Origin of the sequence: Neorhizobium vignae (assembly GCF_000732195.1) — a bacterium.
Classification (GTDB): domain Bacteria; phylum Pseudomonadota; class Alphaproteobacteria; order Rhizobiales; family Rhizobiaceae; genus Neorhizobium; species Neorhizobium vignae.
This window is the reverse complement of record NZ_JNNU01000002.1, coordinates 446,401-468,941: the sequence shown is the minus strand read 5'-3', so window position 1 is coordinate 468,941 and position 22,541 is coordinate 446,401. Positions and strand designations below refer to the sequence as shown.

The following is a 22,541-nucleotide window of genomic DNA, read 5'->3' as shown; positions in this document are numbered from 1 at the left end:
AGACGCGATGCCGCAGACCATACTCTATGTCGATGACGATCTCGCGCTTGCCCGACTGGCGGAACGCCATTTCAGGCGCGCCGGATATGAGGTTGTCCATGCCGTCAATGCGGCATCGGCAATGGACGCGGTTGAAAAGGGCGGTGTCGATGCGATCGTCCTCGATCACTATCTCAAGACCGAAACCGGGCTCGATATCCTTCACAGGCTGAGGGATCAGGGCTCGGCCATTCCTGTCATCTACGTCACCGGTTCCAGCGACGCGACGATCGCCATCGATGCGCTGAAGAGCGGCGCGTCCGACTATGTCATCAAGACGGTCGGCGACGAGTTCTGGCCGCTGATGGAGAGCGCAATCGCGCAAGGCATCGCCAATGCCGAGCTACGGCGCGCCCAGGAAAAGGCCGAGCAGGAGATCCGCCTCGGCAAGGAGCGCGCCGAGGTTCTGCTCGCCGAGGTGAACCATCGCGTCGCCAACAGTCTGGCGCTGGTCGCGGCGCTCATCCGCCTGCAGGCGTCCAGCAGCAAGAACGACGACGTGAAGGCCGCGCTTTCCGAGACGCAGGCGCGCATCAGCGCGATCGCCGGCATGCATCGCAGCCTCTATACCTCCGATGACGTCCGGCATGTGGAGATGGACAAATATCTGGGCACCCTGGTGCGCGAGGTGCAGGGCTCCGTCAACGACGACCAGGGCCCGTCGATCCGCCTCGATGCCGAACCGCTGTCGCTGACCTCCGACCGCGCCGTCTCGGTCGGCATGATCGTTACGGAACTGCTCACCAACGCGCTGAAATACGCCTATCCGGCCGGCACCGAAGGCGAAGTGCGGGTGCTGCTCAAGCGTCAGGACGAGGGCAGCGCGCTTCTTGCCGTCGAGGACGACGGGATCGGCTGGCGCGAGGGCGATGCGCCCAAGGGCACCGGGCTCGGCAGCCGCATCGTCAAGTCGATGGCCGCGACGCTCGGCTCGACCATCCACTATGTGCCCTCTCTTTCGGGCACCCGCGCCGAGTTGACGGTCAGCCTCCACTAGGCCGGGCGACAAGCAGCGGTGCGGGTTTTGCGACGGCCCGAGCCGTTCATTTTGTTCCAACCATTGCAATGCCCGAATGGCGACCCTATGATTTCGGGATGCGAGTGAAGGTGCATAGCTCCGAGAACCGGCCTCGGTTCTCTGAACTGTGCGCGAAACATCGCGGACGAAGCGCTTCGGCGCGGTCGTATTGAGGCGGGCCGTTCCTCGGAGCGGCACATTCGGTTTCGCGTGCAGGCATATTGTTCCAATCAAAGAGTTTCTCTTGTTAACCGAAATACTCATCGTCATTGCCCTCACCGTTTTGAACGGTGTCCTCGCGATGTCGGAACTTGCCGTCGTCTCCTCCCGCCCGGTGCGGCTTCGGATCATGGCCGAGCAAGGCAATCGCGGCGCAGCAACAGCCATAAGCCTTGCGGAAGATCCCGGCCGCTTCCTTTCGTCGGTCCAGATCGGCATCACCCTTGTCGGCGTGCTCTCGGGCGCATTCTCGGGCGCCACGCTCGGTGCGCGGCTGACCACCTGGCTGGAAGCGCAGGGGATGTCCGAAAATCTCGCCGACTGGCTGGGCGTCGGCACCGTCGTCGTTTTCATCACCTATCTGTCGCTGATCGTCGGCGAACTGGTGCCGAAGCAGATCGCACTGCGGGCCCCGGAGGCGGTTGCCGCCCGTGTCGCGCCCGCCATGAAGATGCTCGCGACTGTCGGCGCCCCGATCGTCTGGTTCCTCGATGTTTCCGGCCGGCTGGTGCTGACCGTGCTCGGCCAGCGGGGCGAGCAGGGCGAGCGCGTCACCGACGAGGAAATCCGCACCGTGCTTGCCGAAGCCCAGAGCGCCGGCGTCATCGAGACGGAAGAATCCGCGATGATCTCCGGCGTCATGCGGCTTGCCGACCGCACCGCCCGCGGCCTGATGACGCCGCGCCGCGATGTCGAGGTCATCGATATCGAGGACGGCCCGGACGAAATCCGCGAACAGCTTCGTGCCACGCAGCGCTCCCGCCTGCCGATCCGCAACGGCAGTTCGGACGAGATCATGGGCACGCTTTTTGTCAAGGACGCCTATGATTTCATCGCCGGCGGCAAGATGCTGGATATCCGCGGCATCATGCGCGAAGCGCCCGTCGTCTCCGATCTGACCGGAGCCCTCGACGTCATCCAGGCGCTGCGCCGCGCGCCGGCCCATATGGTGCTGGTCTATGACGAATACGGTCACTTCGAAGGCATCATCACCTCGGGCGACATCCTCGAGGCGATCACCGGCGTCTTCCAGGAGGAAAACGACGAGGAACCTGCGATCATCGCCCGCGACGACGGTTCTTTCCTGATCGCCGGCTGGATGCCGGTCGACGAATTCGCCGACCAGATGGGGTTTTCGCTCGGAGACGATCCCGGCTACGAGACGGTTGCGGGCTTCGTGCTCGACGAGATGAAACGCCTGCCGGAACTCGGCGAGAGTTTCACCAAGAACGGCTGGACCTTCGAGGTGATCGACCTCGACGGCCGCCGCATCGACAAGCTGCTCGTCAGGCGGTCGGACAAGGTATGACGGACGTCTTGAAGACCAAGGTGGAGCTTCGTGCCGCGCGGCTTGCCGCGCGGGACGCCATTGCGCCGGTCGAGCGCATCGAGAAGAGCCTGGCCATCGCGTCGTACGGGGCCGAAGCAATCAGCCTCGACGCCGGCGCGATCGTTTCGGGCTTCCTGCCGATCCGCTCGGAAGTCGACGTGCGGCCGCTGATGGCGCATCTGAGGGACCGCAGCGCGCGGCTCTGCGTGCCCGTCATTCTCGACAAGAAGACGATCATCTTTCGCGAACTGGTGCGTGGCGCCGAACTGGTGGCGGGCGTGTTCGGCACGTTCGGCCCGGGGCCGGATGCGGCTGAACTCGAGCCGCAGGTGATGCTGGTGCCGCTGTCGGCTTTCGATGCGGCGGGACACCGGATCGGTTATGGCGGCGGTTATTACGACCGGGCGATCCATCGCCTGCAGCAAAAAGGACTGAACCCGAAGCTGATCGGGATTGCCTTCGACTGCCAGGAAGTGGCATCAGTTCCCATTGAACCTCACGATATCAGACTAGACGCTATCCTGACGGAGAGCGGTTACCGGCCCTTTGAAGACATGGGCCGCGCATAGATTGGATAAGAATGCGCCTTTTGTTCCTGGGTGACATGGTGGGCAAGACCGGCCGCGTGGCGGTGTGGGAAAAGCTGCCGGGCCTCGTCGCCGACCTGAAACTCGATTTCGTCATCGTCAACGGCGAGAATGCCGCCGGCGGTTTCGGCATTACCGAGGATATCTTTCTCGAGACGATCAATGCCGGCGCCGACGTGGTGACCACCGGCAACCATGTCTGGGACCAGAAGGAGGCGGTGAGCTTTGCCGGCCGCCACGAGCAGTTCCTGCGCCCTGCCAACTATCCCGCCGGCACGCCGGGCAAGGGATCGGGCATCTTCTACGCCCGCAATGGCGCGCGCATTCTGGTCGCCAACATCATGGGCCGGGTGTTCATGCATCCCGAACTCGACGATCCCTTCAAGAGCGCCGAGACGATCCTTGCCGCGGCGCCCTTAAAGGAGCAGGCGGACGCGATCATCTTCGACTTCCATGCGGAGGCGACCAGCGAAAAGCAGTGCTTCGGGCATTTCGTCGATGGCCGCGCCAGCCTGGTGGTCGGCACCCACACGCATGTGCCGACGGCCGATTGCCAGATCCTCAACGGCGGCACCGGCTACATGTCGGATGCCGGCATGTGCGGCGACTACGACTCGTCGCTCGGCATGGATAAGGAAGAACCGCTCAACCGCTTCATCTCGAAAATGCCGAAGGGCCGTTTCGAGGCGGCGACCGGACCCGCGACCATCTGCGGCCTCGGCATCGAGATTTCCGATACGACCGGGCTTGCGGAAAAGATCGAGCCGCTCCGGATCGGGCCGCGGCTTGCGGAGACGATCCCGTCGTTCTGGCGGTAGGTTTCGACACTAACGACGGCGGTTGCTGCGTTTCGTGCCGTCGTAAAAGCCGGGCGGCTTCTTGGCGACCCAGTTGACGAATTTGCTGATCTCGGGATGGTCAAGGAGGGCCTCGATCGTCGAATACGACTTTTCGAGTTCCGCCTCGCTGAACAGGGCATGGATCTGCCGGTGGCAGATGCGGTGGAGAAATTGCGTCTGCCGCCCACCTCGGCTCTTGGGGACGAGATGATGCTCGTCGCGCTGATCGTCAGGGATCAGCCGATTGCACAAGGGGCATATTTCAGGTTCCGGCTGCTCGTACCACGAGACGACGTCGTATTTGCGCTTTCTCATTATCGATCACCGGTGCGGGCCATCCATCTCTCGAATTCCGCGGTGGTCTTCACACCATGATCCAGCACCGCGTCATAGACGAGTGCGCTCGGGGCCGGCTTGCCGCCCTTCGGTGTCATGGCGGCGAGGTCGGCCTTGATGACGAGGATCGTTTCCCGCATCGCGTCGGTCAAGCGGGGCAGGAGCGTCTTCAGATGTTTAAGGTCCGGCTGGCGGTCCGGTTCGTCGACGAACCAGATGTCAAGATTCCAGTCTTCGCCGGTTTCCGTCCGATAGGTGGCGCCGAGATAGAGACCGTCGGGATAGTCCTGCGGCGCGGTGTTCCAGAAGCCGGAGTCGTTGCGGAACCTGAGCGCGCCGATGCGTGGATGAAGCGTCAGGTCGCGGCCGATGCCGGCAACGGCGGCATGGGTCGCGCCATCGAGCGTCTCGCAGACGGTGGTGATGTCGATATCGCGGCGGACCATCACCCCAAGCGCGGAGCTTCCGACGCGCACCGGATTTCCCACGGCGCGCAGGATATCGTCGAGGCCGAGGGTGCTGACGACCGCATCGGCCTGTGCTTGAAGCTCGGCCTGCTGTTCCAGAATACGGGACATATTTTCTCCGCTCGGCTTCCCCGTGCACGGGTGGATCTACGTCAGATATTAAGCCTATGGCGTCAATAGCGGCCTTGGTCGGGGCCTCCCGCAGACATGCTCTTTGACATTTGCCCTGCAAATAAGTAGGAACGGCGCAAGTTCGGCTGCGAGTGTTGCAGCCACAGCGCTTTGCGCGCGAAAATCCGAAAGACAGATTTAGATGACCGACTACAACGGCGCCGTTCCGGCGATCGCCAAGGCATTGGCGAAACGGGGCTATGTTACGCTGACCCCCGTCCAGAAATCCATGCTCGACCCGGCTCTCATCCATTCCGATGCGCTGGTTTCGGCGCAGACCGGTTCGGGCAAGACCGTTGCCTTCGGCCTGGCTATTGCTCCGACCCTGCTCGGCGACGCGGAGAAGTTCGGCCCGGCGCGGCAGCCATTGGCGCTCGTCATTGCCCCGACCCGCGAACTGGCGATGCAGGTCACGCGCGAGCTGGAATGGCTTTACGAGATGACCGGCGCGGTCATCACCAGCTGCGTCGGCGGCATGGACATCCGCAGCGAACGGCGCGCGCTCGAGCGCGGCGCCCATATCGTCGTCGGTACGCCCGGCCGTCTCTGCGACCATATCCGCCGCAACGCGCTCGACATGTCGGAGCTCAAGGTCGCCGTGCTCGACGAGGCGGACGAGATGCTCGATCTCGGTTTCCGCGAGGACCTGGAATTCATCCTGGAATCGGCCCCCGCCGAGCGCCGCACCCTGATGTTCTCGGCAACAGTTCCGGCCGCCATCGCCAAGCTTGCCAAGAGCTACCAACGCGACGCGGTGCGCATCGCGACATCTGCCGAGGAAAGGCAGCATGTCGATATCGAATACCGCGCGCTCGCCGTCGCATCGGCTGACCGCGAAAATGCGATCATCAACGTGCTTCGTTATTATGAAGCGACCAATGCGATCGTGTTCTGCTCGACCCGCGCGGCCGTCAATCATCTGACGGCGCGGTTCAACAACCGCAATTTCGCCGTCGTCGCCTTGTCCGGCGAGTTGACGCAGAACGAGCGGACTCATGCGCTGCAGGCGATGCGCGATGGACGCGCCCGCGTCTGCATCGCGACCGACGTCGCCGCCCGCGGCATCGACCTGCCGGGTCTCGACCTGGTCATCCATGCCGACCTGCCGTCCAATCCGGAAACGCTGCTGCATCGCAGCGGCCGCACGGGCCGCGCCGGGCGCAAGGGCATCAGCGCCCTGATCGTACCGGTCAATGCCCGCCGCAAGGCCGAGCGCCTGCTTGGCGGTGCCGGCATTTCCGCAACCTGGGCCCGCCCGCCGTCGGCCGAAGAGGTGACGCGTCGCGACGACGAGCGTCTGCTGGCCGATCCGATCTTCACCGAAAAGCCGCGCGAGGAGGAGCAGGACCTCATCGCAAAGCTGGTCGAGAGCCATGGCGCAGAAAAGCTGGCAGCCGCGTTCGTCAGTCTCTACCGCACCAAATACTCGGCCCCGGAGGACCTGATCGAGATCTCCGTGCAGCAGGATACCCGCAAGCCGCGCGAGCGGACCGGCGGTGAGGGCGACTTCCCGATGACGCCGCGCCCGTCGCGCGACGAATTCGGCCCGGCCGTATGGTTCTCCCTGTCGGTCGGCCGCAAGCAGAATGCCGAGCCGCGTTGGCTGATCCCGATGCTCTGCCGCAACGGCAACGTCACCAAGCGCGAGATCGGCGCCATCAAGATGCAGCAGGACGAAACCTTCGTCGAGATCGCCGCCGATCACGCCGACGCCTTCATGCAGGCGATCGGCAAGGACAAGGCGCTGGAACGCGGCATCCGCGTCACCCGCCTGACCAGCGCCCCGGACCTCAGCCGTCCGGCCCCAGCCAAGCCCTATGTCAAGAAGTCCTACGACGACCGCCCGAAAGAGCCTCACGGCGATGACTGGTCGAGGGGCAAGCCGCGGAAGAATACGTCCAACGCGGCAGGCCCTGGCGGCCCCAAGGCAGCCGAGGCACGCGACGGAAAGCCCTTCAGCAAGGAAGCCAAGCCGTTCCGCAAGGACGCCCAGCCCTTCAAGAAAGACGACAAGCCTTTCAAGAAGAAGGACAAGCCGAAACTGGCCAACAGCAGCAATTTCGAGCGCCGGAAGTAGGCTGGATGCCACGCAATCCCTGTTTGGGGTGATGCTGCGTCACTGCCCGGATTGCTGGACATTCAGTGCTAGACGTTCAATGAAATCAGGGGCGGCCCGAAGCCGCCCCTTTGTCGTTTCAGAGGGTCTCTTCGAACAACGTCAGCAGGCGCTTGAAGTGGCGTTCGGAACCGTCCTTGTCGTAGACGCTGTGGTCCGGCACGGTCCAGCCATGCGCCATGCCGACATAGTTTTCGACCGCATGATCGACGCCGCCGATGCGAAAAGCTTCCGCGAAGCGGGCTGACTGTTCCGGCGGAAAACTGTTGTCGATGCCGGCGACGCCCACATAGACGCGTGCCTTGATCTCACCCGCCAGCCTGTGCGGGCTGTCTTCGGCGTCGCTTGCGAGATTGCCGCCATGGAAGCTCGCCGCCGCCTTGATGCGTTCCGGATAGTGGGCCGCGGCGGTGATCGCGCGGGCACCGCCCATGCAGTAACCGACCGTTCCGATCGCGCCGGTAACGCCTTCGGCCTCCAGCGCTTCGATGAAAGCGGCGCCGTCCTGCGCCGTCAGTGCCTGGGTGGCGGTCTGCATCATCGCCCTGATCCGGGTCTTCGAGGCTTCCTCGCTGAAGGCGGTCCGGGCGTTGAACGGACCATATTCGCCGGACCGGTAATAGAGGTCGGGAACGAGCACGGTGTAACCGGCATCGGCGATGCGCTGGCCCATCCAGTAGAGGGCCTCGCGGGGTCCGAAGGCATCCATGTAGAGGATGACGCCCCTGGTCGTCGCCGCGCCGTCTTTTGGCTTGATGACCGCGGCTTTGGCCACGCCGTCCCGGGTCTTGATTGCAATGTCGTGCTTCATGAAAAAATATCCCCAAGCTTTCTCGATCCGGCTGCCGGCGGGCTTATGTCGGGCGCTGCCGATACTTTTCAATAATCAATTCCATGACCTCCACCAATGACAGAATTGTGAGGCCAGCCTTCGCGATTGCGGCTGGACCGGCCTTTCGCGTTGCCGCATGTTTTCGCCGGGAATGAGCATGAACGCAGTTCTTTGGGATCAGCATGATGCTACGGGCTCTCGCACTCGGTCTTTCCGGCCTCCTCCTGTCGGCTTTCACAGCGCTCGCCCAGGACGGCCTGCCCATCAGCCAATGCCAGGCGATTGCCCAGAAGCTGCCCGGCGTCACCTTCGCAAGCTTCAGCCCCTCCGACCTGCAGCTCGTCCAGGCGAGGAGGAACCTGGCGCTGGCCGAGAGGGAAGAGGTGAAGATCACCTTTGTCGGTCATTCCACCTATTTCATAGAAACGCCCGAAGGGATCGGCATTGCCACCGACTATAGCGGCGCCTACCGACCGTCGCGGCTGCCTGACGTCGCGACCATGAACAAGGCCCATTCCACCCACTACACGCTCAGCCCCGATCCCGGGATCAAGCACGTTCTGCGCGGCTGGAGCGATGTCCCGGGCGAGAAGGCGCAGCATCGCGTCATGGTTGGGGATGTGTATGTCCGCAACGTCGTGTCGGATATCCGCAACTGGGGCGGCGGCATCGAGGAAAACGGCAATTCGATCTTCATCTTCGAGGTCGCTGGCCTCTGCATCGGCCATCTCGGCCATCTGCATTTCGAGCTGAATGAGGCGCAGTATACCGAGATCGGACGCCTCGACATCCTGATGGTGCCCGTTGATGGCGGCCTGACGATGGGGGCGGACAGCATGAGCCGGGTGGTTCAGAGGCTGCGTTCGTCGCTGATCCTGCCTATGCATCGCTGGGGGCCGCCGCTCGACAATTTCATCGCCATGTTCGACGCCAGGTTCGATATCGCCTACGCCAGGGAACCGACGATCCGGGTGTCGATGCGCAGCCTGCCGAAAAAGCCGACGATATTGGTGCCGCAGGGGCTGTGAACGCCCCCTGCGGCATGACCGTGACCTAGTGGAACTGCGGGAAGGCGAGGTGCTGCTTGACGCCGACGTCCGGCATCTTCTCGTCATGCAGGTTGGCCTTGGCGATTTCCCAGCCGAATTTCAGCGTGCTGTCGGTTGACGCCCAGATCTCTGCGTCGTCCACCCGGAAGGCGAGCAGCGTGAGAAGCGGATCTTCCTTGCCGTGCTCGAACCAGGCAGCCGTCACCGCACTCCAATATTCGTCAATCTTGGCGCGGTCGTTGCGGACTTCCAGCGTGCCGGACAGGCAGGCATGGTAGTCGTGGCTCTTGCCGATCACGACGAAATGCGCGCGGCTGCCGGCCTGGATGGCGCGCACCAGATCCGTGTCGGACTTGGTGAAGAACCAGATGGTGTTCGACTTCGGATCGGCATTCGGCGCCATCGGCTGGAAATGCATGTGCGAACCCTCGATGCCCAGCATGCCGGCATGGATATTGTTGATCTCGTCCCAGAGCTGGCGTTCGGGCGCTTCGCGGGCTTCGGTCAGGCTTGCCATGGATTATCTCCTTTGTTGTTCGTCTCGGTGAACAAACGGCAAGGCTTTGGCTTTGTTCCGGGCCTTGTCTCGGAGAGGCGGTATCGGGAAAAGCCTCGACTTAGCCAGGAAATGCCCTTGAACGGCTTCGGCTTCGAAATTATAAGGCGCCATTCCAGAACAAGTTAAAGTGTCAGGGGTGCCATGGCTGGCCATTCACAGTTCAAAAACATCATGCACCGCAAGGGCAAGCAGGATTCGATCCGGTCGAAGATGTTTTCCAAGCTTGCGCGCGAAATCACCGTCGCGGCCAAGACGGGTCTGCCTGATCCGACCATGAACGCGGCGTTGCGCTTGGCGATCCAGAACGCCAAGGCGCAGTCGATGCCCAAGGACAATATCGACAGGGCGATCAAGAAGGCCTCCGGTTCGGATGCGGAAAACTACGATTCCGTCCGTTACGAAGGTTACGGCCCGGGCGGCACCGCCGTCATCGTCGAGGCGCTGACCGACAACCGCAACCGCACCGCCTCCAACGTCCGCTCGATCTTCACCAAGGCCGGCGGCGTGCTCGGCGAAACCGGCTCGGTTTCCTTCTCCTTCGACCATGTGGGCGAAATCACCTACAAGGCGAGCGTCGGCGATGCGGACAAGGTGATGGAAGCGGCGATCGAGGCGGGTGCCGACGACGTGACCACCGACGAGGACGGCCACACGATCATCTGCGCTTTCGAAAGCCTCGGCGAAGTGTCGAAGGCGCTCGAAGCGACACTCGGCCAGGCCGAGACGGTCAAGGTGATCTGGCGGCCGCAGAACACGATCGAAGTGGATGAAGAAAAGGCTCAGTCGCTGCTGAAGCTCATCGACAACCTTGAAGACGACGACGACGTGCAGAGCGTCTATTCGAACTTCGAGGTTTCCGAAGAAGTCATGGCCAAGCTTTCGGCCTGATCCGTTCTCGACCTCACGGCTTTACCGGGCGGGCTGGCATGACCAGCCCGCCTTTGTTTCAGGCTCGAACTTTTTCCATCATCGGCAACGTCGCGAACAATTCGACCGATCGCAGCCGGGCGTCGACATCGTGGATCGGCATGGAGATGATCAGTTCGTCGGCGCCGGTTTCTCCCAGGAAATCCCTGAGCTTTGCCTCGACGGTCGCAACGGAGCCGACTGCTGCGTAACGCAGCGTGTGCTCGACGTTCATCTTTTCCATCGGCGTCCAGAAACCTTCCATGCTGTCGACTGGCTTGGGGAAGCGGGTGCGGACGTTCTTGCGCAGGTTGACGAACTGCTGCTGCGACGAGGTGAAGTGGCGCTGCGCCTCGGCATCCGTCTCGGCTGCAACGCCCATGACACCGACCATCATGTAGGGCTTGTCGAGTTCGAGCGACGGCTGGAAGCGGTCGCGGTAGATCGAGATCGCTTCCATCAGCATGTCGGGTGCGAAATGCGAGGCGAACGCATAGGGCAGGCCAAGCGCCGCGGCGAGGTGGGCGCTGTAGACGCTCGATCCGAGCAGCCAGATCGGCACATGCGAATCCATGCCCGGGGTGGCGAGCAGGCCCTGATCCTTTTCGGGCGTGCCGAGCAGGCGCTGTAGTTCCAGAATGTCGTGCGGAAAACTCTCGGCCCCGGCATCGAGATTGCGGCGCAGCGCGCTTGCGGTGCGCATGTCGGTTCCCGGCGCCCGGCCGAGACCGAGATCGACGCGCCCCGGCAGCAGCGCTTCCAGCGTGCCGAACTGTTCGGCGATGACGAGCGGCGAATGGTTGGGCAGCATGATGCCGCCGGAGCCGACGCGGATGGTCTTGGTGGCGGCACCCACATGGCCGATGACGATCGCGGTTGCGGCACTCGCAATGCCTGGCATACCATGGTGCTCGGCAAGCCAGACGCGTTTGTAGCCCTGCTCCTCGGCCTTGATCGCCAGACGGCGGGACTGGTCGAGCGCATCGCTCACGGAATAACCTTCACCGACGGGTGAAAGATCGAGAATGGAAAAGGGGATCATCGGCGCGTCCTGGAGGCGGAATAACTGACAGGGTGTTCCAGTTATTTAGGCAGCCTCGTCCAGGAATACGACCCCTGCGGCCGACAGAAAAAGAAGCGCCCGAAAACCGCGCGCAGCGGAGCCCCCATATCACGACTTGACCAGCCGCAGGTACGAACCGGGTTTCACCGGTTTGAGGCTCTCCGGTACCGTCACGCCTCCCGCATGGAGGATCGTGACGGGCGTGAAGCGCCCTGCATGATGATCGATCGCGCCGATATCACGGTTCATGCGGCCGAGCTTTGTCGTCAGCGCATCCAGCGCGCCGATCTGGTCGCGGCTCGCCCTGCCAAGCGTCGCCATCGTGGTTCTGACGGCTGCGGCCGCTTCGATCTCCTGGCTCGAGCTTGCCGCGAGTGCCGCGACGTGACCGTGCAAGGCATCCGCGTAGATCGTCATCGCATCCAGCTCTGCGCCCACCTTCTCGACAGACTTGCCTCCGAGTTCGGCCGCTTCGGCCGACCTTCGGGACAGGCCGGAGATTTCCTTTGCCGCCTCGGCGGCCCGCTCGGCAAGTCCGCGGATTTCCTCCGCCACGGTCTTGAAGTCGATCTCGGCCTCACCCGGATGGGCCGCTTCGAGGCCGGCATTGAGGGCGAGCATATTGGCCTGGAAGGCGATCTCCCGGATCGTAGCGGTGGCTGGCTCGATCCTGAGCGACGCCTGGCGGATGGCTTCCATCGCCGCCGTTGCGGCTTGTATTATCTCCTTGGGCGGGCGCATGTCGAGCCGGGCATTGTTGGCGATTTCGGCCGCGTGCCGGGCCTGCATCCTTCGCACGCTCAGCGTTTCGGCAAGCTTGCCGACATCCGCAGCTGTCTTGGCGATGGTTGCCGTCAGCCGGCCCCCGGCCTCGGCGGTTTTCGTCAGTTCGTCGCGAGCCTCGACGCAGTCCGTGTGAAGGCCGTGGGCGCAGCTGCCGATCATTCCGAGCACGTCTTCCAGGATCGTCAGGGCATGGTTGAAATCCGCACGCAGGCCCTCGTATCTCTCGGGGAACGGCATGTCGATCCGCACGGTCAGATCGCCGACCGCCAGGCGCCGCAGGCCGCCGTCCAGCGCCTCGACCACTGTCCTCAGCGCGCGTGCTTCCTCTCCGGCGGCCTCGAGATCGCGCAAGCGAGCTTGCGCCTCCTCCGCCTCCTGCCGCTCGCGCGCTTCTTCGTCCTTGACGAGCCGGGTGAGATGATTGCGGCAAAGCTGCTCCAGCGCCCTGTAGATCGAGCCGATTTCATCGGTGCGGGCCAGGTGTTCGCGCGGCACCGCGGTCCTGCCGGCGGCGACCTCCGAGACGGTTCCGGCGATGGTGCGCAACGGATTGATGAGGGCTCCGGCAAGGAAGATGGTGACGAGGGTCAGCGTTACCAGCGAAGCGGCGATGCATAGCATCTCGAAAGACGTCAGCTCGCCGGCGGCGTAAAAGAGGAGGCCCGCGAGAATCCCATTCTGCGCCAGCACAAGCCCGATCACCTTGACGGATAGGGAATGATGTCTGCCTGTCATGGCTGCCTCCTCACATTGCGTCCAAGCCGCGATTTGCAACGCGCGAGGCGCAGGGGCGTTGCCGACCGGCGACCCGAAAGGGGGCAAACCTTCCCGACATGGTTACCGGAGGGTAAACGGCCCTCCATTCGCGTTTTCGGTTTGTTCACATTCTCGTGGCACTGGTTGGGGCATCAGGATAGGGTATGGGCATGACAGGCACGATTCGCATCATCGGCATCGACCCGGGGCTCCGACGCACCGGCTGGGGCATTATCGAGACGCTCGGCAACAGCCTGAAATTCGTCGCGTCGGGCACCGTGACCTCCGACGGCGACATGGACCTCGCCTCCCGCCTCTGCCAGCTGCATGACGGGCTCGCGGAAGTGGTGCATGCCTACCAGCCGGACGAGGCGGCCGTCGAACAGACCTTCGTCAACAAGGACGCCGTCGCCACGCTGAAGCTCGGCCAGGCGAGAGGCGTCGTCATGCTGGTGCCGGCACGAGCCGGGCTGCCGGTTGCCGAATACGCGCCGAATGCGGTCAAGAAATCGGTGATCGGCGTCGGCCACGGCGAAAAGCAGCAGATCCACATGATGCTGAAGATCCTGATGCCGAAAGCGGAGTTCAAGGGCAATGACGCGGCGGACGCTCTGGCGATTGCCATCTGCCACGCCCACAATCGCGGCGGCCAGCGCATGCGCGCGGCACTCGCAGGCTAGTTTGTTCTTGACTTGTTCTGGGTTGGCCGATAAGTAATACCTCAGAGGTATTACCATGCGCGTGACGGAAAAAGGCCAGGTTACGATCCCCAAGGAAATCCGCGACCGGTTGAATATCGGGCCGGGTTCGGAGGTGGATTTTGTCGCGGACGACAAGGGAGCGAGGCTGGTCGTCGTCTCGACCGGCAAGATCGAATCTGCCGAAGATTTCGAAGCTTGGCTCAAAAGCCGATCCGGGATGTTCGACACGGACGGAATGACCACCGATGAATTCATGGAGTGGTTGAGAGGGCCGCGCGATGACCTCGGTCCTCGTTGATACGAACATCTTTATCGACGTCTTCGGACCGGAGACCTCATTCAAGGAATGGTCGTCGCGGATTATCCTGAACCTTAAACCGGACGTGCAGTTTATTTTGACGCCGATCGTCTGGGCGGAGCTCGCCAGCATGGCGCCGCGCGAGGAAGACTTGATGCTACTGTTGTCGCGCCTCAGTCTCGTGCGGGAGCCCGTGCCGTTTTCTGCCGCTTATCAGGCAGGCATGGCGCATGTGCAATATCGCAGGGCCGGCGGCCTTCGCGAGCGAACCCTGCCGGATTTCCTGATCGGCGCCCACGCGCTGGTCCGTTCCCATCGCCTCCTGACCCGTGATCCCGCCCGTTACCGCGCCTATTTCCCTTCGCTCGACATCATCTCCCCCGAAACCCATCCCTGACGGACATCTTTCATGATCGGCAAGCTCAAAGGCACTATCGACGAGATCGGCGACGACTATGTGCTCGTCGACGTTCACGGCGTCTGTTACGAGGTCTTCTGTTCGTCGCGGGTGCTGTCGAGGATGGGTTCGGTCGGCGAGGCGGTGGTGCTGTTCATCGAGACCTATGTGCGCGAGGACCAGTTCAAGCTCTTCGGCTTCCTGACGGCGCTGGAGCGGGAATGGTTCAACCTGCTGCAGAGCGTGCAGGGCGTCGGCGCCAAGGTGGCGCTTGCGGTGCTCTCGACCCTGACGCCCTCAGAGCTCGCCAACGCCATCGCCCTTCAGGACAAGACGACCGTCTCGCGTGCGCCCGGCGTCGGGCCGAAGGTCGCGGTGCGCATCGTCACCGAGCTCAAGAACAAGGCGCCCGCGTTTGCCGGCGAGGCATCGGGCAATATCGGCCTCAAGCAGGAACTCGGCGAGGGGGTGGCCGCGGCGCCGGTCGCCGATGCCGTCTCGGCGCTCACCAATCTCGGGTACTCGCGCGACCAGGCCGCGAACGCGGTTGCGGCGGCGCTCAAGAACGGCGGAGAGGGGGGCGACAGCGCCAAACTCATCCGGCTGGGGCTGAAGGAACTGGCGCGGTGATTTGCTGATCTGTCGGAAGTTTGATAAAATTTCCTTCGAATGGCAATTTGTCGGAACAGGTGATGTATGTGGTGGGAAGTTACGCTTTCGCCGAAGGGCCAGGTGACCATTCCGAAGGAGATGCGCGAAGCTCTCAACCTTCAGCCGGGAGACCGTATGATTTACTCACTGGTCAATGGAGAGGTCGTCATCACGCCTAAGAACGTCAACTTCAACGACCTCGCGGGGCTCCTTGGAAAACCGCCGAAAGGGCGGGCGACGCTCGATGAGATCGATGCCGCCGTGCTGGAAGCCGGCGGTGCGAATGCGGTCGATACGCAGGATGATAAAGAAGCGGATGCGGCCGCATGACCGTTTTTGGGCTCGACACGAATGTCGTTCTGCGGCTTTTCCTCGATGATGACCCATCGCAGCGGGCAGCAGCGCTCAAATTTGGGGAAGGCCTTGGAAGAGGTTATTCCGCTTTTATCACCCTGATTGGTCTGCTTGAGCTTGATTGGGCCCTCAGGTCACAATACGGATTCAGCAGGAAGCACGTGACACTTGCCATCGACAGGCTGCTTCACACGAGAGGGCTTATGGTCGAGAACCATACGCTTGTCGTAAAGGCGCTTCGACTTGTCGAGGCCAACAATGCAGACTTTGCCGATGCCGTCATCGCCTGCCGCTCGTTGGAGGAAGGCTGTGAATCGACAAAGACCTTCGATCAAAAGGCGGCACGCAAGGTGCCCGGAATGGAACTTCTCGCATGAGTGAACCCGCCCGCCTGATAACGCCGGAAAAGCGGGGCGAAGACCTGGATATGACGCTGCGCCCGCAGTCGCTGGACGAGTTCACCGGCCAGGCGGAGGCGCGCGCCAACCTGAAGGTGTTCATCGAAGCGGCGAAGAACCGCGGCGAGGCGCTGGACCACGTGCTGTTCGTCGGCCCGCCGGGGCTTGGCAAGACGACGCTGGCGCAGATCATGGCCAAGGAACTCGGCGTCAATTTCCGCTCGACCTCCGGCCCGGTCATCGCCAAGGCAGGCGATCTTGCGGCTCTGCTCACCAATCTCGAGGAGCGGGACGTGCTCTTCATCGACGAAATCCACCGGCTCAACCCGGCGGTGGAAGAAATTCTCTATCCGGCGATGGAGGATTTCCAGCTCGATCTGATCATCGGCGAAGGGCCGTCGGCGCGGTCGGTGAAGATCGATCTGTCGAAATTCACGCTGGTTGCCGCCACCACCCGGGCCGGCCTGCTCACCACACCGCTGCGCGACCGGTTCGGCATTCCCATCCGATTGTCCTTCTACACGGTCGATGAGCTGGAACTGATCGTCCGGCGCGGTGCACGGCTGATGAGCCTTCCGATGACCGACGCAGGCGCTCGCGAGATTGCCAGGCGCGCGCGCGGCACGCCGCGCATCGCCGGGCGGCTCTTGCGCCGGGTGCGCGATTTCGCCGAGGTGGCGAAGGCCGAGGCGGTGACGAAGGAGATCGCCGACGAGGCGCTGACCCGTCTTCTGGTCGACAATATGGGTCTCGACCAACTCGACAAACGCTACCTCAACATGATCGCCGTCAATTTCGGCGGGGGCCCGGTCGGCATCGAGACGATCGCCGCGGGCCTGTCCGAACCGCGCGATGCGATCGAGGACATCATCGAACCCTACATGATCCAGCAGGGTTTCATCCAGCGCACGCCCCGAGGCCGCGTTTTGACCGCAAACGCGTGGAAACATCTGGGAATGCAGCCGCCGAAGGATCTCGAGGCAGCACAGTTCCGGATGAATCTCGAGGATGAATGAGTGCTCACAAGGCGGACGTTGCTCAAGGCCTTTGCCGGAGGAGTTGCGACCCTGTTCGCTCTGGCCGCTTATCCTTTCGTGGAGGTGATGGCACGGCCGCGGCTGACGCAATATGCCGTCACGCCCAGGCGATGGACGCCGGGATTGAAGCTGCGCGTTGTCGTCCTTGCGGATATCCATGCCTGCGAGCCGAGGATGAGCCTTGACCGGATCGGGTCGATCTGTTCGGCGGCCAATGCGCTGAACGGGGATGTCATCCTGCTGCTCGGCGATTACGTGTCGGGAATGAACCTGCTGACCGAGCATATCCCGTCGGCGGATTGGTCGCGGGCGCTCTCGGTGCTGAACGCGCCCCTTGGCGTTCATGCGGTGCTCGGCAACCATGACCATTATGATGATTTGTTCTTCCAGAGAAATCCCCTCACTGAGAATATCGCGGCGGCTGCACTGAGGACCGTTGGAATACCGACCTACATCAACGAGGCCGTCAGGCTGGAGAAAGACGGGCAATCGTTCTGGCTGGCGGGCCTCGGCGACCAGATGGCTCCGCGTTCCGTCAAAGATTTCGAGCAGATAAGGACGAGGGGAATCGATGATCTTCCTCGAACGCTCGCGCAGATTGACGACGACTCGCCGGTGCTGCTCATGGCACATGAGCCGGACATATTTCCGCAGGTGAGCGAGAGGGTCAGTTTGACGCTTTCGGGTCATACACATGGCGGTCAGATCAATATTCTGGGTTGGCAGCCCGCCGCTGCATCGCAGGGCTCGCGGCGTTATCCGGCCGGACATTATCGTGAGGGGGAGCGTGATCTCATCGTGTCCCGGGGCCTCGGCTGTTCCATTCTGCCGGTGAGAGTGGGCTCGAGGCCGGAAATCGTCGTGATCGAACTGGGGTAGACCGCATGGGGCGCACTCGCATCCGCATCAAGACCAAGGGCAAGCGCATCTTCCAGATGCGGATCGCTGGGCTCGGGTTCCGTGATGGCCATGTGCTGGTGCATCGCGCCGTCGACGAAGCCTTCTGGACCTTTCCGGGCGGGAGGGCGGAGATCGGCGAGACATCGGAAGAGACGCTAAAACGCGAGATGGTCGAGGAAATCGGCGTCGAGGTGGCGGTCGGGCGGCTGCTCTGGTCGGTCGAGAATTTCTTCCACTACGAAGACCGTGACTGGCATGAGCTCGGTTATTATTATCTCATGGACATCCCCGAGACGTTTCCCTTTCATCCGACGGATATCGTCCACCGCGTCAAGGACGAGCACGATCTGGAATTCAAATGGGTGCCGGCGACGACCGCAGCGCTCAGGGCGCTCGACATCCCGCCCTACTTCATCGCCGAGGAGATCGAGAACCTGCCGGTCAGTCCGCGCCACCTCGTCTGGCGCGACGGCGACCTCGACTTGAAGTCTTAGATTCGATCTTTTTCCGCATTCGGCCGGACTTGAGAGGTCGCCATCGGCGCCCTTCGGCTGGCGCGTGCCGAAAACGCTTCCGCGCGCCGCCATTCCGGCGGGAACATCTGCCTGTTGCTTTCCGTTTCTCCCTCGAAAGGAGAATGCCATGCAGAAGATCGAGATCGGAAACGAGGTCGCGTGGACCTGGGGGCGATCCGAGGCCAACGGCAAGGTTGCCGAGAAATTCACCAGCGACGTAGAGCGCAAGATCAAGGGCAAGACGATCAAACGCAAAGCGGATGCCGATGAGCCCGCGTTCCTCATTCGCCAGGAAGACGGTGACCGCGTTCTCAAGAGCGAATCCGAACTGAGGAAGACCCATGGATAGCGAAATCCCCGATCATATCCCGCCCGCCGAAGTGGCGCAGGCCGCTGAAAAAGGGTTGAAGCTCCGCTCTCAATATCGCCGAGGCGGCACGATGGTGGGCGTGGCCAGAGCCCGGGATCTCAAGAACCGCAAGTCGATCTCGGAAAAGACGGTGCGGCGGATGGTGAGCTATTTTTCCCGTCACAAGGCGGACAAGCGCGCCGAGAACTTCGGCGACGATGACAATCCCTCGACCGGTTATATCGCCTGGCTGCTCTGGGGCGGCGACGCCGGCCAGAAATGGGCCGAGGAGCACAAGAAGGCGATCGAAAAGGCAAAGAACGAGGCGAAGATGCGTCGCTTTACGCAGTCGCATTGAAAGCGGCTGCAAGATCCGCGATCGTCTGCTGCAAGAGCGCCGCTCCGCCCGGCTGCCAGCCGAGCGCCCTCAGTTTGTTCGTCGACATGACGTTGACGGGGCCGTGATCGGCCGGCGGCGGCAGGTTGTGATGGGTGACCGGCAGGTGGCCGAGGATTTCGCGGGTATCCGTCAGAATGTCCGAGGCGTTGAACACCTGGCCGGCGATCTTGCCGGTCTCGGTTTCCAGCATGAGACGAACGGCGGCGGCGACATCGCGGCCGTGCGTCTCCGTTCCCGCACGCGACGGAACAGGCCGACCCGCCAGGTAATCCGAAAAGAGAGCGTCCCATTTGTTGGGGCGCAGATTGCCGTAAACGCCGGTGAGCCGCAGAGACGAGGTGGCAAAGCCGGGGGCCGAAAGCTCTGCCAGTGCTCCCTCGGCCCAGAGTTTGATCTCGCCGTAGAGCCCGTCCGGCTTCAAAGGCAGGTCTTCGTCAAGCACCGTTCCGGCGGGTTGCCCGTCATAGACGGCCCTGCTCGACAGGAAGACCGCCCGGCGGGTGCCGGCCTTCCTGGCGGTCTCGAACAGTTTGACGGTGCCATCGAGGTTCAGCCGCCGGAAGCGATCGGGATCATCGCCTTCGCCCCCGCGGTATTTTCCGGGCAAATGGTGGAAGGCCGCATGGACGAAGAAATAGGCATCGTCGAAAGCTTCGATCTGGTCGAGGTCGGGATCAAGCGAAAGGGAGGCGAACTCGACGGGTTTGGAAAAGAAGCCAGGCGCCGGCGGGCTGCGCCCTCCGACAATCACCTGGTATCCGGCATCGATAAGGCCTTCGACGATGTAGCGACCGACCAGGCCCGTCCCGCCCGATATCAGCACCTTCATGGCGTCTCTCCCGGCTTCGACAAGGTGGAGAGGGCGGGGATCTCGCGATCCTCGTAAAATGCATGCCAGAGGTCGATCAGTGGCCGCAGCCGCTCGGCCTTCGGATGGTCCTTCTCCCAAGGCTTCTCATACTGGTAATGCAGCACGCCGATGCTCTCCCAGTTCCAGAGATCCGGCATGTTGAACCAGACATATTGCAGCATGTTCATGAAAACCGATAGGCCGTGCCAATCCGGGAAGAAGCTCTCCAGAAACGTCTGGTCGGTGCGCCGCCAGAAGGCGTCCGGCCGGTCCAGCGCCGCGAGCATCCTGTCGAATGTCTCGTCGGAAGGTTTGGCGACGAAGACGCCGGAGTTCAGGCGATGGAAGTCGGAGAGGTTTTCGTAGACGTTCGGGGCGGCGGAAAATTCCGGGTAGGAAAACAGTTTGTCGATCGGCTTCAGCACCAGCGCGTCGGCGTCAATGAACACGCAAGTCTCGTATTCGGTGAGCTGCCAGAGCCGGAGCTTGCAGAAATTGTCGAGCGGTGTGTGGAAATCCGGCTTGCGGCCCTTGGTGAAGGGCGCGGTGCCGTGGAGGGTTTTTCGCTGATGCCGCTCGTTGAAGGCGTCGGAGAGGGGCAGGTGTTCCACCGCGATCAGGCGGCAGCCGAGGGCTTCGAGCGGGGCGAGGGCAGGGCGCTCAACGCCGCCGGTGTGGAGGACGACGATATCGGCCTCGGTCCCGGTGCGGCGGATGGAGCGCGCCAGCGCGGTTGCCCCCATGGCGTAGTCGGCGTTGGTGACGAGGGTGACGAACGCGTTGGTCATGGGGCGGGGTGCCTCACGACACAGACTTCAACCTCACACCCTCGGGATCATGCTCCACCTTCGCCGCAATATCCCTGGTCCAGGCGGAAACGGCCGGAACGCGTGATCTATCAACGCGATAGGCGTATTTCTTCGCGACGTCGACGATCTCGCCGAGCAGTCCCTCGCCGAGCGTTGTCGGTTCGAGACCGAGGCCGAGGAATTTTTCGTTCTTCACCACCAGCTCGTTTTCCGGCGCTTCCTTGCGGGGGTTGGGCAGCCAGGCGATCCTCGAACCGGTCATCTTCGAGATCATCTCGGCAAGGTCGCGCACCCGGTGGGTCTCGGTCATCTGGTTGAAGATCTCGACGCGGCTGCTGCGGGCGGGCGGGTTGTTCAGGGCGATCTCGATACAGCGGACCGAATCCTGGATGTGGATGAAGGCGCGGGTCTGGCCGCCTGTGCCGTGGACGGTGAGCGGATAACCGATGGCCGCCTGGATGAGAAAACGATTCAAGACCGTCCCGTAATCCCCGTCATAGTCGAATCTATTGATCAATTGCGGGTGGCGGCGGGTCTGTTCGGTATGGGTGCCCCAGACGATGCCCTGATGCAGGTCGGTGATCCGCAAGCCGTCGTTCTTCGCGTAGAACTGGAAGAGCTGCTGATCGAGGCACTTGGTCATGTGGTAGATCGAGCCTGGATTGCTCGGATAGAGAATTTCCTGGGAAACTGTGCGGCCGTCGGCCGTTTCGATGCCGACCGGGAGGTAGCCTTCCGGGATCGCCGCGCCGACCGTCGAATAGCCGTAGACGCCCATCGTGCCGAGATGCACGAGATGCGCGTCGAGATCGAGTTCCACCAGCGCGTTCAAGAGGTTATGGGTGGCGTTTACATTGTTGCTGACGGTGTAGTTCTTGTGCCGGTCGCTCTTCATCGAGTAGGGCGCGGCCCGCTGTTCGGCGAAGTGGATGATGGCGTCAGGGCGGTGCTTTGAAAGCCAGCCCTTCAGGAGCTCGTAGTCCCTGGCGAGATCGATCAGATGGAAATGGATGCGGCGGCCGGTTTCGGCATGCCAGATGCGGGTGCGTTCCTGGATGCTGTCCATCGGCGTCAGCGACTGGACGCCGAGCTCGGTATCGATCCAGCGGCGGGAGAGATTGTCGAGGATGTGGATTTCGTGACCGGCGTCGGACAGGTGAAGCGATGTCGGCCAGCCGACGAAACCGTCACCGCCCAGGACTGCAATCTTCATGGGTTACTCTCCGCTGGTTTTCGACTTATTTCCTGATAGGGAGGATATGTGACAGGACGTCAAAACTGGGGCGGCATTGCGCGCATATCCAGTGGAGTAGCGGAAATTTCCAAGGCAAGGCCATGAAGGAATACAATTTTTTGTTATCGGGCGAGTTGATGGAAGGCGGTCATCGGCTGGCCCAGCGCGTCTATTATGAAGACACGGATTTTTCCGGCCTCGTCTACCACGCCCGTTATCTGCATTTCCTGGAGCGCGGCCGTACCGACTATCTGCGGTGCCTCGGCTGCGAGCAGAGCGCGCTGCTTTCCGCCGACGAGGAGGGGCTGGTCTTCGTCGTCCACCGGATGGAGATCGACTTCAAGCAGCCGGCCCGCATGGACGACATCCTGATCATCCAGACGGTGACGGAAAAGGCGGGTGGCGCCAAGATGGTGCTCAGCCAGGAGATCCGTCGCGGCGACACGCTGCTGATCGCCGCGAAAGTGGTGATCGCCGTCATCAACAAGAACGGGCGTCCGCGCCGACTGCCGGAAAGCGTGGCGGAGAAGTTTCTCGGGCGCCCGGCCGAGCAGGTGGATCCGGTCTAGACGGGA

At 62.5% G+C, this 22,541-nt stretch carries 28 protein-coding genes; 19 read left to right on the top strand and 9 right to left on the bottom strand.

What is annotated here, in order from left to right:
* Window positions 1-7 precede the first annotated feature (7 nt).
* The 4 genes from GQ59_RS02510 to GQ59_RS02495 all read left to right on the top strand — a co-directional run bounded on the left by GQ59_RS02510 (window position 8) and on the right by GQ59_RS02495 (window position 4,011).
* Window positions 8-1,036, top strand: coding sequence for a sensor histidine kinase (locus GQ59_RS02510; RefSeq protein ID WP_037077050.1), 1,029 nt, complete (start codon window positions 8-10; stop codon window positions 1,034-1,036).
* A 265-nt stretch (window positions 1,037-1,301) separates the two neighbouring features.
* Window positions 1,302-2,585: a hemolysin family protein gene (locus GQ59_RS02505; protein ID WP_037077049.1), complete on the top strand. Its 1,284-nt coding sequence runs from the start codon at window positions 1,302-1,304 to the stop codon at window positions 2,583-2,585.
* A complete protein-coding gene (locus tag GQ59_RS02500; protein WP_037077048.1) occupies window positions 2,582-3,175 on the top strand; it encodes a 5-formyltetrahydrofolate cyclo-ligase in 594 nt (197 codons plus the stop codon). Before GQ59_RS02505 ends, GQ59_RS02500 begins: the two co-directional genes overlap by 4 nt.
* An 11-nt stretch (window positions 3,176-3,186) precedes the next feature.
* Window positions 3,187-4,011, top strand: a complete 825-nt coding sequence (locus GQ59_RS02495; protein ID WP_037077046.1) for a TIGR00282 family metallophosphoesterase — start codon at window positions 3,187-3,189, stop codon at window positions 4,009-4,011.
* Between the two features lie 9 nt (window positions 4,012-4,020).
* Here the strand turns inward: GQ59_RS02495 and GQ59_RS02490 are convergent, their stop codons facing one another.
* Window positions 4,021-4,347 carry an HNH endonuclease gene (locus GQ59_RS02490; RefSeq protein WP_037077044.1) on the bottom strand — a complete coding sequence of 109 codons (327 nt, stop codon included), beginning with the start codon at window positions 4,345-4,347 and terminating at the stop codon, window positions 4,021-4,023.
* Window positions 4,347-4,946 carry a hypothetical protein gene (locus GQ59_RS02485; RefSeq protein WP_037077042.1) on the bottom strand — a complete coding sequence of 200 codons (600 nt, stop codon included), beginning with the start codon at window positions 4,944-4,946 and terminating at the stop codon, window positions 4,347-4,349. The genes GQ59_RS02490 and GQ59_RS02485 overlap by 1 nt, the downstream gene beginning before the upstream one ends.
* Before the next feature lie 202 nt (window positions 4,947-5,148).
* Between GQ59_RS02485 and GQ59_RS02480 the strand changes: the two genes are divergently transcribed.
* Entirely contained in the window at window positions 5,149-7,083 is a 1,935-nt protein-coding gene (locus GQ59_RS02480; protein WP_037077039.1) for a DEAD/DEAH box helicase, read from the top strand.
* A gap of 118 nt (window positions 7,084-7,201) precedes the next feature.
* Here GQ59_RS02480 and GQ59_RS02475 read toward each other — a convergent pair whose 3' ends face one another.
* Window positions 7,202-7,933 carry a dienelactone hydrolase family protein gene (locus GQ59_RS02475; RefSeq protein ID WP_037078111.1) on the bottom strand — a complete coding sequence of 244 codons (732 nt, stop codon included), beginning with the start codon at window positions 7,931-7,933 and terminating at the stop codon, window positions 7,202-7,204.
* Between the two features lie 203 nt (window positions 7,934-8,136).
* Here GQ59_RS02475 and GQ59_RS02470 point away from each other — a divergent pair, with 203 nt between their 5' ends.
* On the top strand, window positions 8,137-8,982 hold the full coding sequence (locus GQ59_RS02470; RefSeq protein ID WP_037077036.1) for an MBL fold metallo-hydrolase: 846 nt from the start codon (window positions 8,137-8,139) through the stop codon (window positions 8,980-8,982).
* Window positions 8,983-9,007: 25 nt separating this feature from the next.
* On the opposite strand, the gene GQ59_RS02465 is transcribed toward GQ59_RS02470, so the two are convergent.
* Complete coding sequence (locus GQ59_RS02465) at window positions 9,008-9,520, bottom strand: pyridoxamine 5'-phosphate oxidase family protein (RefSeq protein WP_037077033.1); 513 nt, start codon at window positions 9,518-9,520, stop codon at window positions 9,008-9,010.
* 183 nt (window positions 9,521-9,703) lie between these two features.
* On the opposite strand from GQ59_RS02465, the gene GQ59_RS02460 reads away from it, so the two are divergent.
* Window positions 9,704-10,450: a YebC/PmpR family DNA-binding transcriptional regulator gene (locus GQ59_RS02460; protein WP_007759789.1), complete on the top strand. Its 747-nt coding sequence runs from the start codon at window positions 9,704-9,706 to the stop codon at window positions 10,448-10,450.
* 58 nt (window positions 10,451-10,508) lie between these two features.
* On the opposite strand, the gene GQ59_RS02455 is transcribed toward GQ59_RS02460, so the two are convergent.
* Both GQ59_RS02455 and GQ59_RS02450 read right to left on the bottom strand, forming a co-directional pair.
* Complete coding sequence (locus GQ59_RS02455) at window positions 10,509-11,510, bottom strand: LLM class flavin-dependent oxidoreductase (RefSeq protein WP_037077028.1); 1,002 nt, start codon at window positions 11,508-11,510, stop codon at window positions 10,509-10,511.
* Between the two features lie 129 nt (window positions 11,511-11,639).
* Complete coding sequence (locus GQ59_RS02450) at window positions 11,640-13,052, bottom strand: methyl-accepting chemotaxis protein (protein ID WP_051903744.1); 1,413 nt, start codon at window positions 13,050-13,052, stop codon at window positions 11,640-11,642.
* 191 nt (window positions 13,053-13,243) lie between these two features.
* Here GQ59_RS02450 and ruvC point away from each other — a divergent pair, with 191 nt between their 5' ends.
* The 11 genes from ruvC to GQ59_RS02395 all read left to right on the top strand — a co-directional run bounded on the left by ruvC (window position 13,244) and on the right by GQ59_RS02395 (window position 19,031).
* Window positions 13,244-13,753, top strand: coding sequence for a crossover junction endodeoxyribonuclease RuvC (gene ruvC, locus GQ59_RS02445; RefSeq protein ID WP_037078104.1), 510 nt, complete (start codon window positions 13,244-13,246; stop codon window positions 13,751-13,753).
* 55 nt (window positions 13,754-13,808) lie between these two features.
* Window positions 13,809-14,072, top strand: a complete 264-nt coding sequence (locus GQ59_RS02440; protein ID WP_037077024.1) for an AbrB/MazE/SpoVT family DNA-binding domain-containing protein — start codon at window positions 13,809-13,811, stop codon at window positions 14,070-14,072.
* The gene (locus GQ59_RS02435; protein WP_037077022.1) at window positions 14,053-14,469 is read left to right on the top strand and encodes a type II toxin-antitoxin system VapC family toxin; all 417 of its coding nucleotides are present in this window, start codon (window positions 14,053-14,055) and stop codon (window positions 14,467-14,469) included. Before GQ59_RS02440 ends, GQ59_RS02435 begins: the two co-directional genes overlap by 20 nt.
* Before the next feature lie 12 nt (window positions 14,470-14,481).
* Window positions 14,482-15,099 (top strand): Holliday junction branch migration protein RuvA, encoded by a 618-nt coding sequence (gene ruvA, locus GQ59_RS02430; protein ID WP_037077020.1) that lies wholly within the window; start codon window positions 14,482-14,484, stop codon window positions 15,097-15,099.
* Window positions 15,100-15,165: 66 nt separating this feature from the next.
* Entirely contained in the window at window positions 15,166-15,450 is a 285-nt protein-coding gene (locus GQ59_RS02425) for an AbrB/MazE/SpoVT family DNA-binding domain-containing protein (protein ID WP_037077018.1), read from the top strand.
* On the top strand, window positions 15,447-15,851 hold the full coding sequence (locus GQ59_RS02420; RefSeq protein WP_037077015.1) for a type II toxin-antitoxin system VapC family toxin: 405 nt from the start codon (window positions 15,447-15,449) through the stop codon (window positions 15,849-15,851). The genes GQ59_RS02425 and GQ59_RS02420 overlap by 4 nt, the downstream gene beginning before the upstream one ends.
* A complete protein-coding gene (ruvB, locus tag GQ59_RS02415; RefSeq protein WP_037077012.1) occupies window positions 15,848-16,888 on the top strand; it encodes a Holliday junction branch migration DNA helicase RuvB in 1,041 nt (346 codons plus the stop codon). Before GQ59_RS02420 ends, ruvB begins: the two co-directional genes overlap by 4 nt.
* On the top strand, window positions 16,889-17,788 hold the full coding sequence (locus GQ59_RS02410) for a metallophosphoesterase (protein ID WP_037077009.1): 900 nt from the start codon (window positions 16,889-16,891) through the stop codon (window positions 17,786-17,788).
* 5 nt (window positions 17,789-17,793) lie between these two features.
* A complete protein-coding gene (locus GQ59_RS02405; RefSeq protein ID WP_037077006.1) occupies window positions 17,794-18,303 on the top strand; it encodes an NUDIX hydrolase in 510 nt (169 codons plus the stop codon).
* A 148-nt stretch (window positions 18,304-18,451) separates the two neighbouring features.
* The gene (locus tag GQ59_RS02400; protein WP_037077002.1) at window positions 18,452-18,673 is read left to right on the top strand and encodes a hypervirulence associated TUDOR domain-containing protein; all 222 of its coding nucleotides are present in this window, start codon (window positions 18,452-18,454) and stop codon (window positions 18,671-18,673) included.
* Window positions 18,666-19,031, top strand: coding sequence for a hypothetical protein (locus tag GQ59_RS02395; RefSeq protein ID WP_037076999.1), 366 nt, complete (start codon window positions 18,666-18,668; stop codon window positions 19,029-19,031). Before GQ59_RS02400 ends, GQ59_RS02395 begins: the two co-directional genes overlap by 8 nt.
* Here the strand turns inward: GQ59_RS02395 and GQ59_RS02390 are convergent.
* The 3 genes from GQ59_RS02390 to GQ59_RS02380 are packed head-to-tail and all read right to left on the bottom strand — an operon-like array spanning window position 19,015 to window position 21,945.
* Complete coding sequence (locus GQ59_RS02390) at window positions 19,015-19,902, bottom strand: NAD-dependent epimerase/dehydratase family protein (RefSeq protein WP_037076995.1); 888 nt, start codon at window positions 19,900-19,902, stop codon at window positions 19,015-19,017. The genes GQ59_RS02395 and GQ59_RS02390 overlap by 17 nt on opposite strands.
* On the bottom strand, window positions 19,899-20,711 hold the full coding sequence (locus tag GQ59_RS02385) for a glycosyltransferase (protein WP_037076993.1): 813 nt from the start codon (window positions 20,709-20,711) through the stop codon (window positions 19,899-19,901). The genes GQ59_RS02390 and GQ59_RS02385 overlap by 4 nt, the downstream gene beginning before the upstream one ends.
* A gap of 13 nt (window positions 20,712-20,724) precedes the next feature.
* Window positions 20,725-21,945 carry an NAD-dependent epimerase/dehydratase family protein gene (locus GQ59_RS02380; RefSeq protein WP_037076991.1) on the bottom strand — a complete coding sequence of 407 codons (1,221 nt, stop codon included), beginning with the start codon at window positions 21,943-21,945 and terminating at the stop codon, window positions 20,725-20,727.
* 122 nt (window positions 21,946-22,067) lie between these two features.
* On the opposite strand from GQ59_RS02380, the gene ybgC reads away from it, so the two are divergent.
* Window positions 22,068-22,535: a tol-pal system-associated acyl-CoA thioesterase gene (gene ybgC, locus GQ59_RS02375; protein ID WP_037076988.1), complete on the top strand. Its 468-nt coding sequence runs from the start codon at window positions 22,068-22,070 to the stop codon at window positions 22,533-22,535.
* The last annotated feature ends 6 nt before the right edge of the window (window positions 22,536-22,541 follow it).

Coding starts and splice junctions, on each gene's coding strand:
- GQ59_RS02510 (WP_037077050.1), top strand. CDS start 8: ATGCCGCAGACCATACTCTATGTCGATGACGATCTCGCGCTTGCCCGA.
- GQ59_RS02500 (WP_037077048.1), top strand. CDS start 2,582: ATGACGGACGTCTTGAAGACCAAGGTGGAGCTTCGTGCCGCGCGGCTT.
- GQ59_RS02495 (WP_037077046.1), top strand. CDS start 3,187: ATGCGCCTTTTGTTCCTGGGTGACATGGTGGGCAAGACCGGCCGCGTG.
- GQ59_RS02490 (WP_037077044.1), bottom strand. CDS start 4,347: ATGAGAAAGCGCAAATACGACGTCGTCTCGTGGTACGAGCAGCCGGAA.
- GQ59_RS02485 (WP_037077042.1), bottom strand. CDS start 4,946: ATGTCCCGTATTCTGGAACAGCAGGCCGAGCTTCAAGCACAGGCCGAT.
- GQ59_RS02480 (WP_037077039.1), top strand. CDS start 5,149: ATGACCGACTACAACGGCGCCGTTCCGGCGATCGCCAAGGCATTGGCG.
- GQ59_RS02475 (WP_037078111.1), bottom strand. CDS start 7,933: ATGAAGCACGACATTGCAATCAAGACCCGGGACGGCGTGGCCAAAGCC.
- GQ59_RS02470 (WP_037077036.1), top strand. CDS start 8,137: ATGATGCTACGGGCTCTCGCACTCGGTCTTTCCGGCCTCCTCCTGTCG.
- GQ59_RS02465 (WP_037077033.1), bottom strand. CDS start 9,520: ATGGCAAGCCTGACCGAAGCCCGCGAAGCGCCCGAACGCCAGCTCTGG.
- GQ59_RS02460 (WP_007759789.1), top strand. CDS start 9,704: ATGGCTGGCCATTCACAGTTCAAAAACATCATGCACCGCAAGGGCAAG.
- GQ59_RS02455 (WP_037077028.1), bottom strand. CDS start 11,510: ATGATCCCCTTTTCCATTCTCGATCTTTCACCCGTCGGTGAAGGTTAT.
- GQ59_RS02450 (WP_051903744.1), bottom strand. CDS start 13,052: ATGACAGGCAGACATCATTCCCTATCCGTCAAGGTGATCGGGCTTGTG.
- ruvC (WP_037078104.1), top strand. CDS start 13,244: ATGACAGGCACGATTCGCATCATCGGCATCGACCCGGGGCTCCGACGC.
- GQ59_RS02440 (WP_037077024.1), top strand. CDS start 13,809: ATGCGCGTGACGGAAAAAGGCCAGGTTACGATCCCCAAGGAAATCCGC.
- GQ59_RS02435 (WP_037077022.1), top strand. CDS start 14,053: ATGACCTCGGTCCTCGTTGATACGAACATCTTTATCGACGTCTTCGGA.
- ruvA (WP_037077020.1), top strand. CDS start 14,482: ATGATCGGCAAGCTCAAAGGCACTATCGACGAGATCGGCGACGACTAT.
- GQ59_RS02425 (WP_037077018.1), top strand. CDS start 15,166: ATGTGGTGGGAAGTTACGCTTTCGCCGAAGGGCCAGGTGACCATTCCG.
- GQ59_RS02420 (WP_037077015.1), top strand. CDS start 15,447: ATGACCGTTTTTGGGCTCGACACGAATGTCGTTCTGCGGCTTTTCCTC.
- ruvB (WP_037077012.1), top strand. CDS start 15,848: ATGAGTGAACCCGCCCGCCTGATAACGCCGGAAAAGCGGGGCGAAGAC.
- GQ59_RS02405 (WP_037077006.1), top strand. CDS start 17,794: ATGGGGCGCACTCGCATCCGCATCAAGACCAAGGGCAAGCGCATCTTC.
- GQ59_RS02400 (WP_037077002.1), top strand. CDS start 18,452: ATGCAGAAGATCGAGATCGGAAACGAGGTCGCGTGGACCTGGGGGCGA.
- GQ59_RS02395 (WP_037076999.1), top strand. CDS start 18,666: ATGGATAGCGAAATCCCCGATCATATCCCGCCCGCCGAAGTGGCGCAG.
- GQ59_RS02390 (WP_037076995.1), bottom strand. CDS start 19,902: ATGAAGGTGCTGATATCGGGCGGGACGGGCCTGGTCGGTCGCTACATC.
- GQ59_RS02385 (WP_037076993.1), bottom strand. CDS start 20,711: ATGACCAACGCGTTCGTCACCCTCGTCACCAACGCCGACTACGCCATG.
- GQ59_RS02380 (WP_037076991.1), bottom strand. CDS start 21,945: ATGAAGATTGCAGTCCTGGGCGGTGACGGTTTCGTCGGCTGGCCGACA.
- ybgC (WP_037076988.1), top strand. CDS start 22,068: ATGAAGGAATACAATTTTTTGTTATCGGGCGAGTTGATGGAAGGCGGT.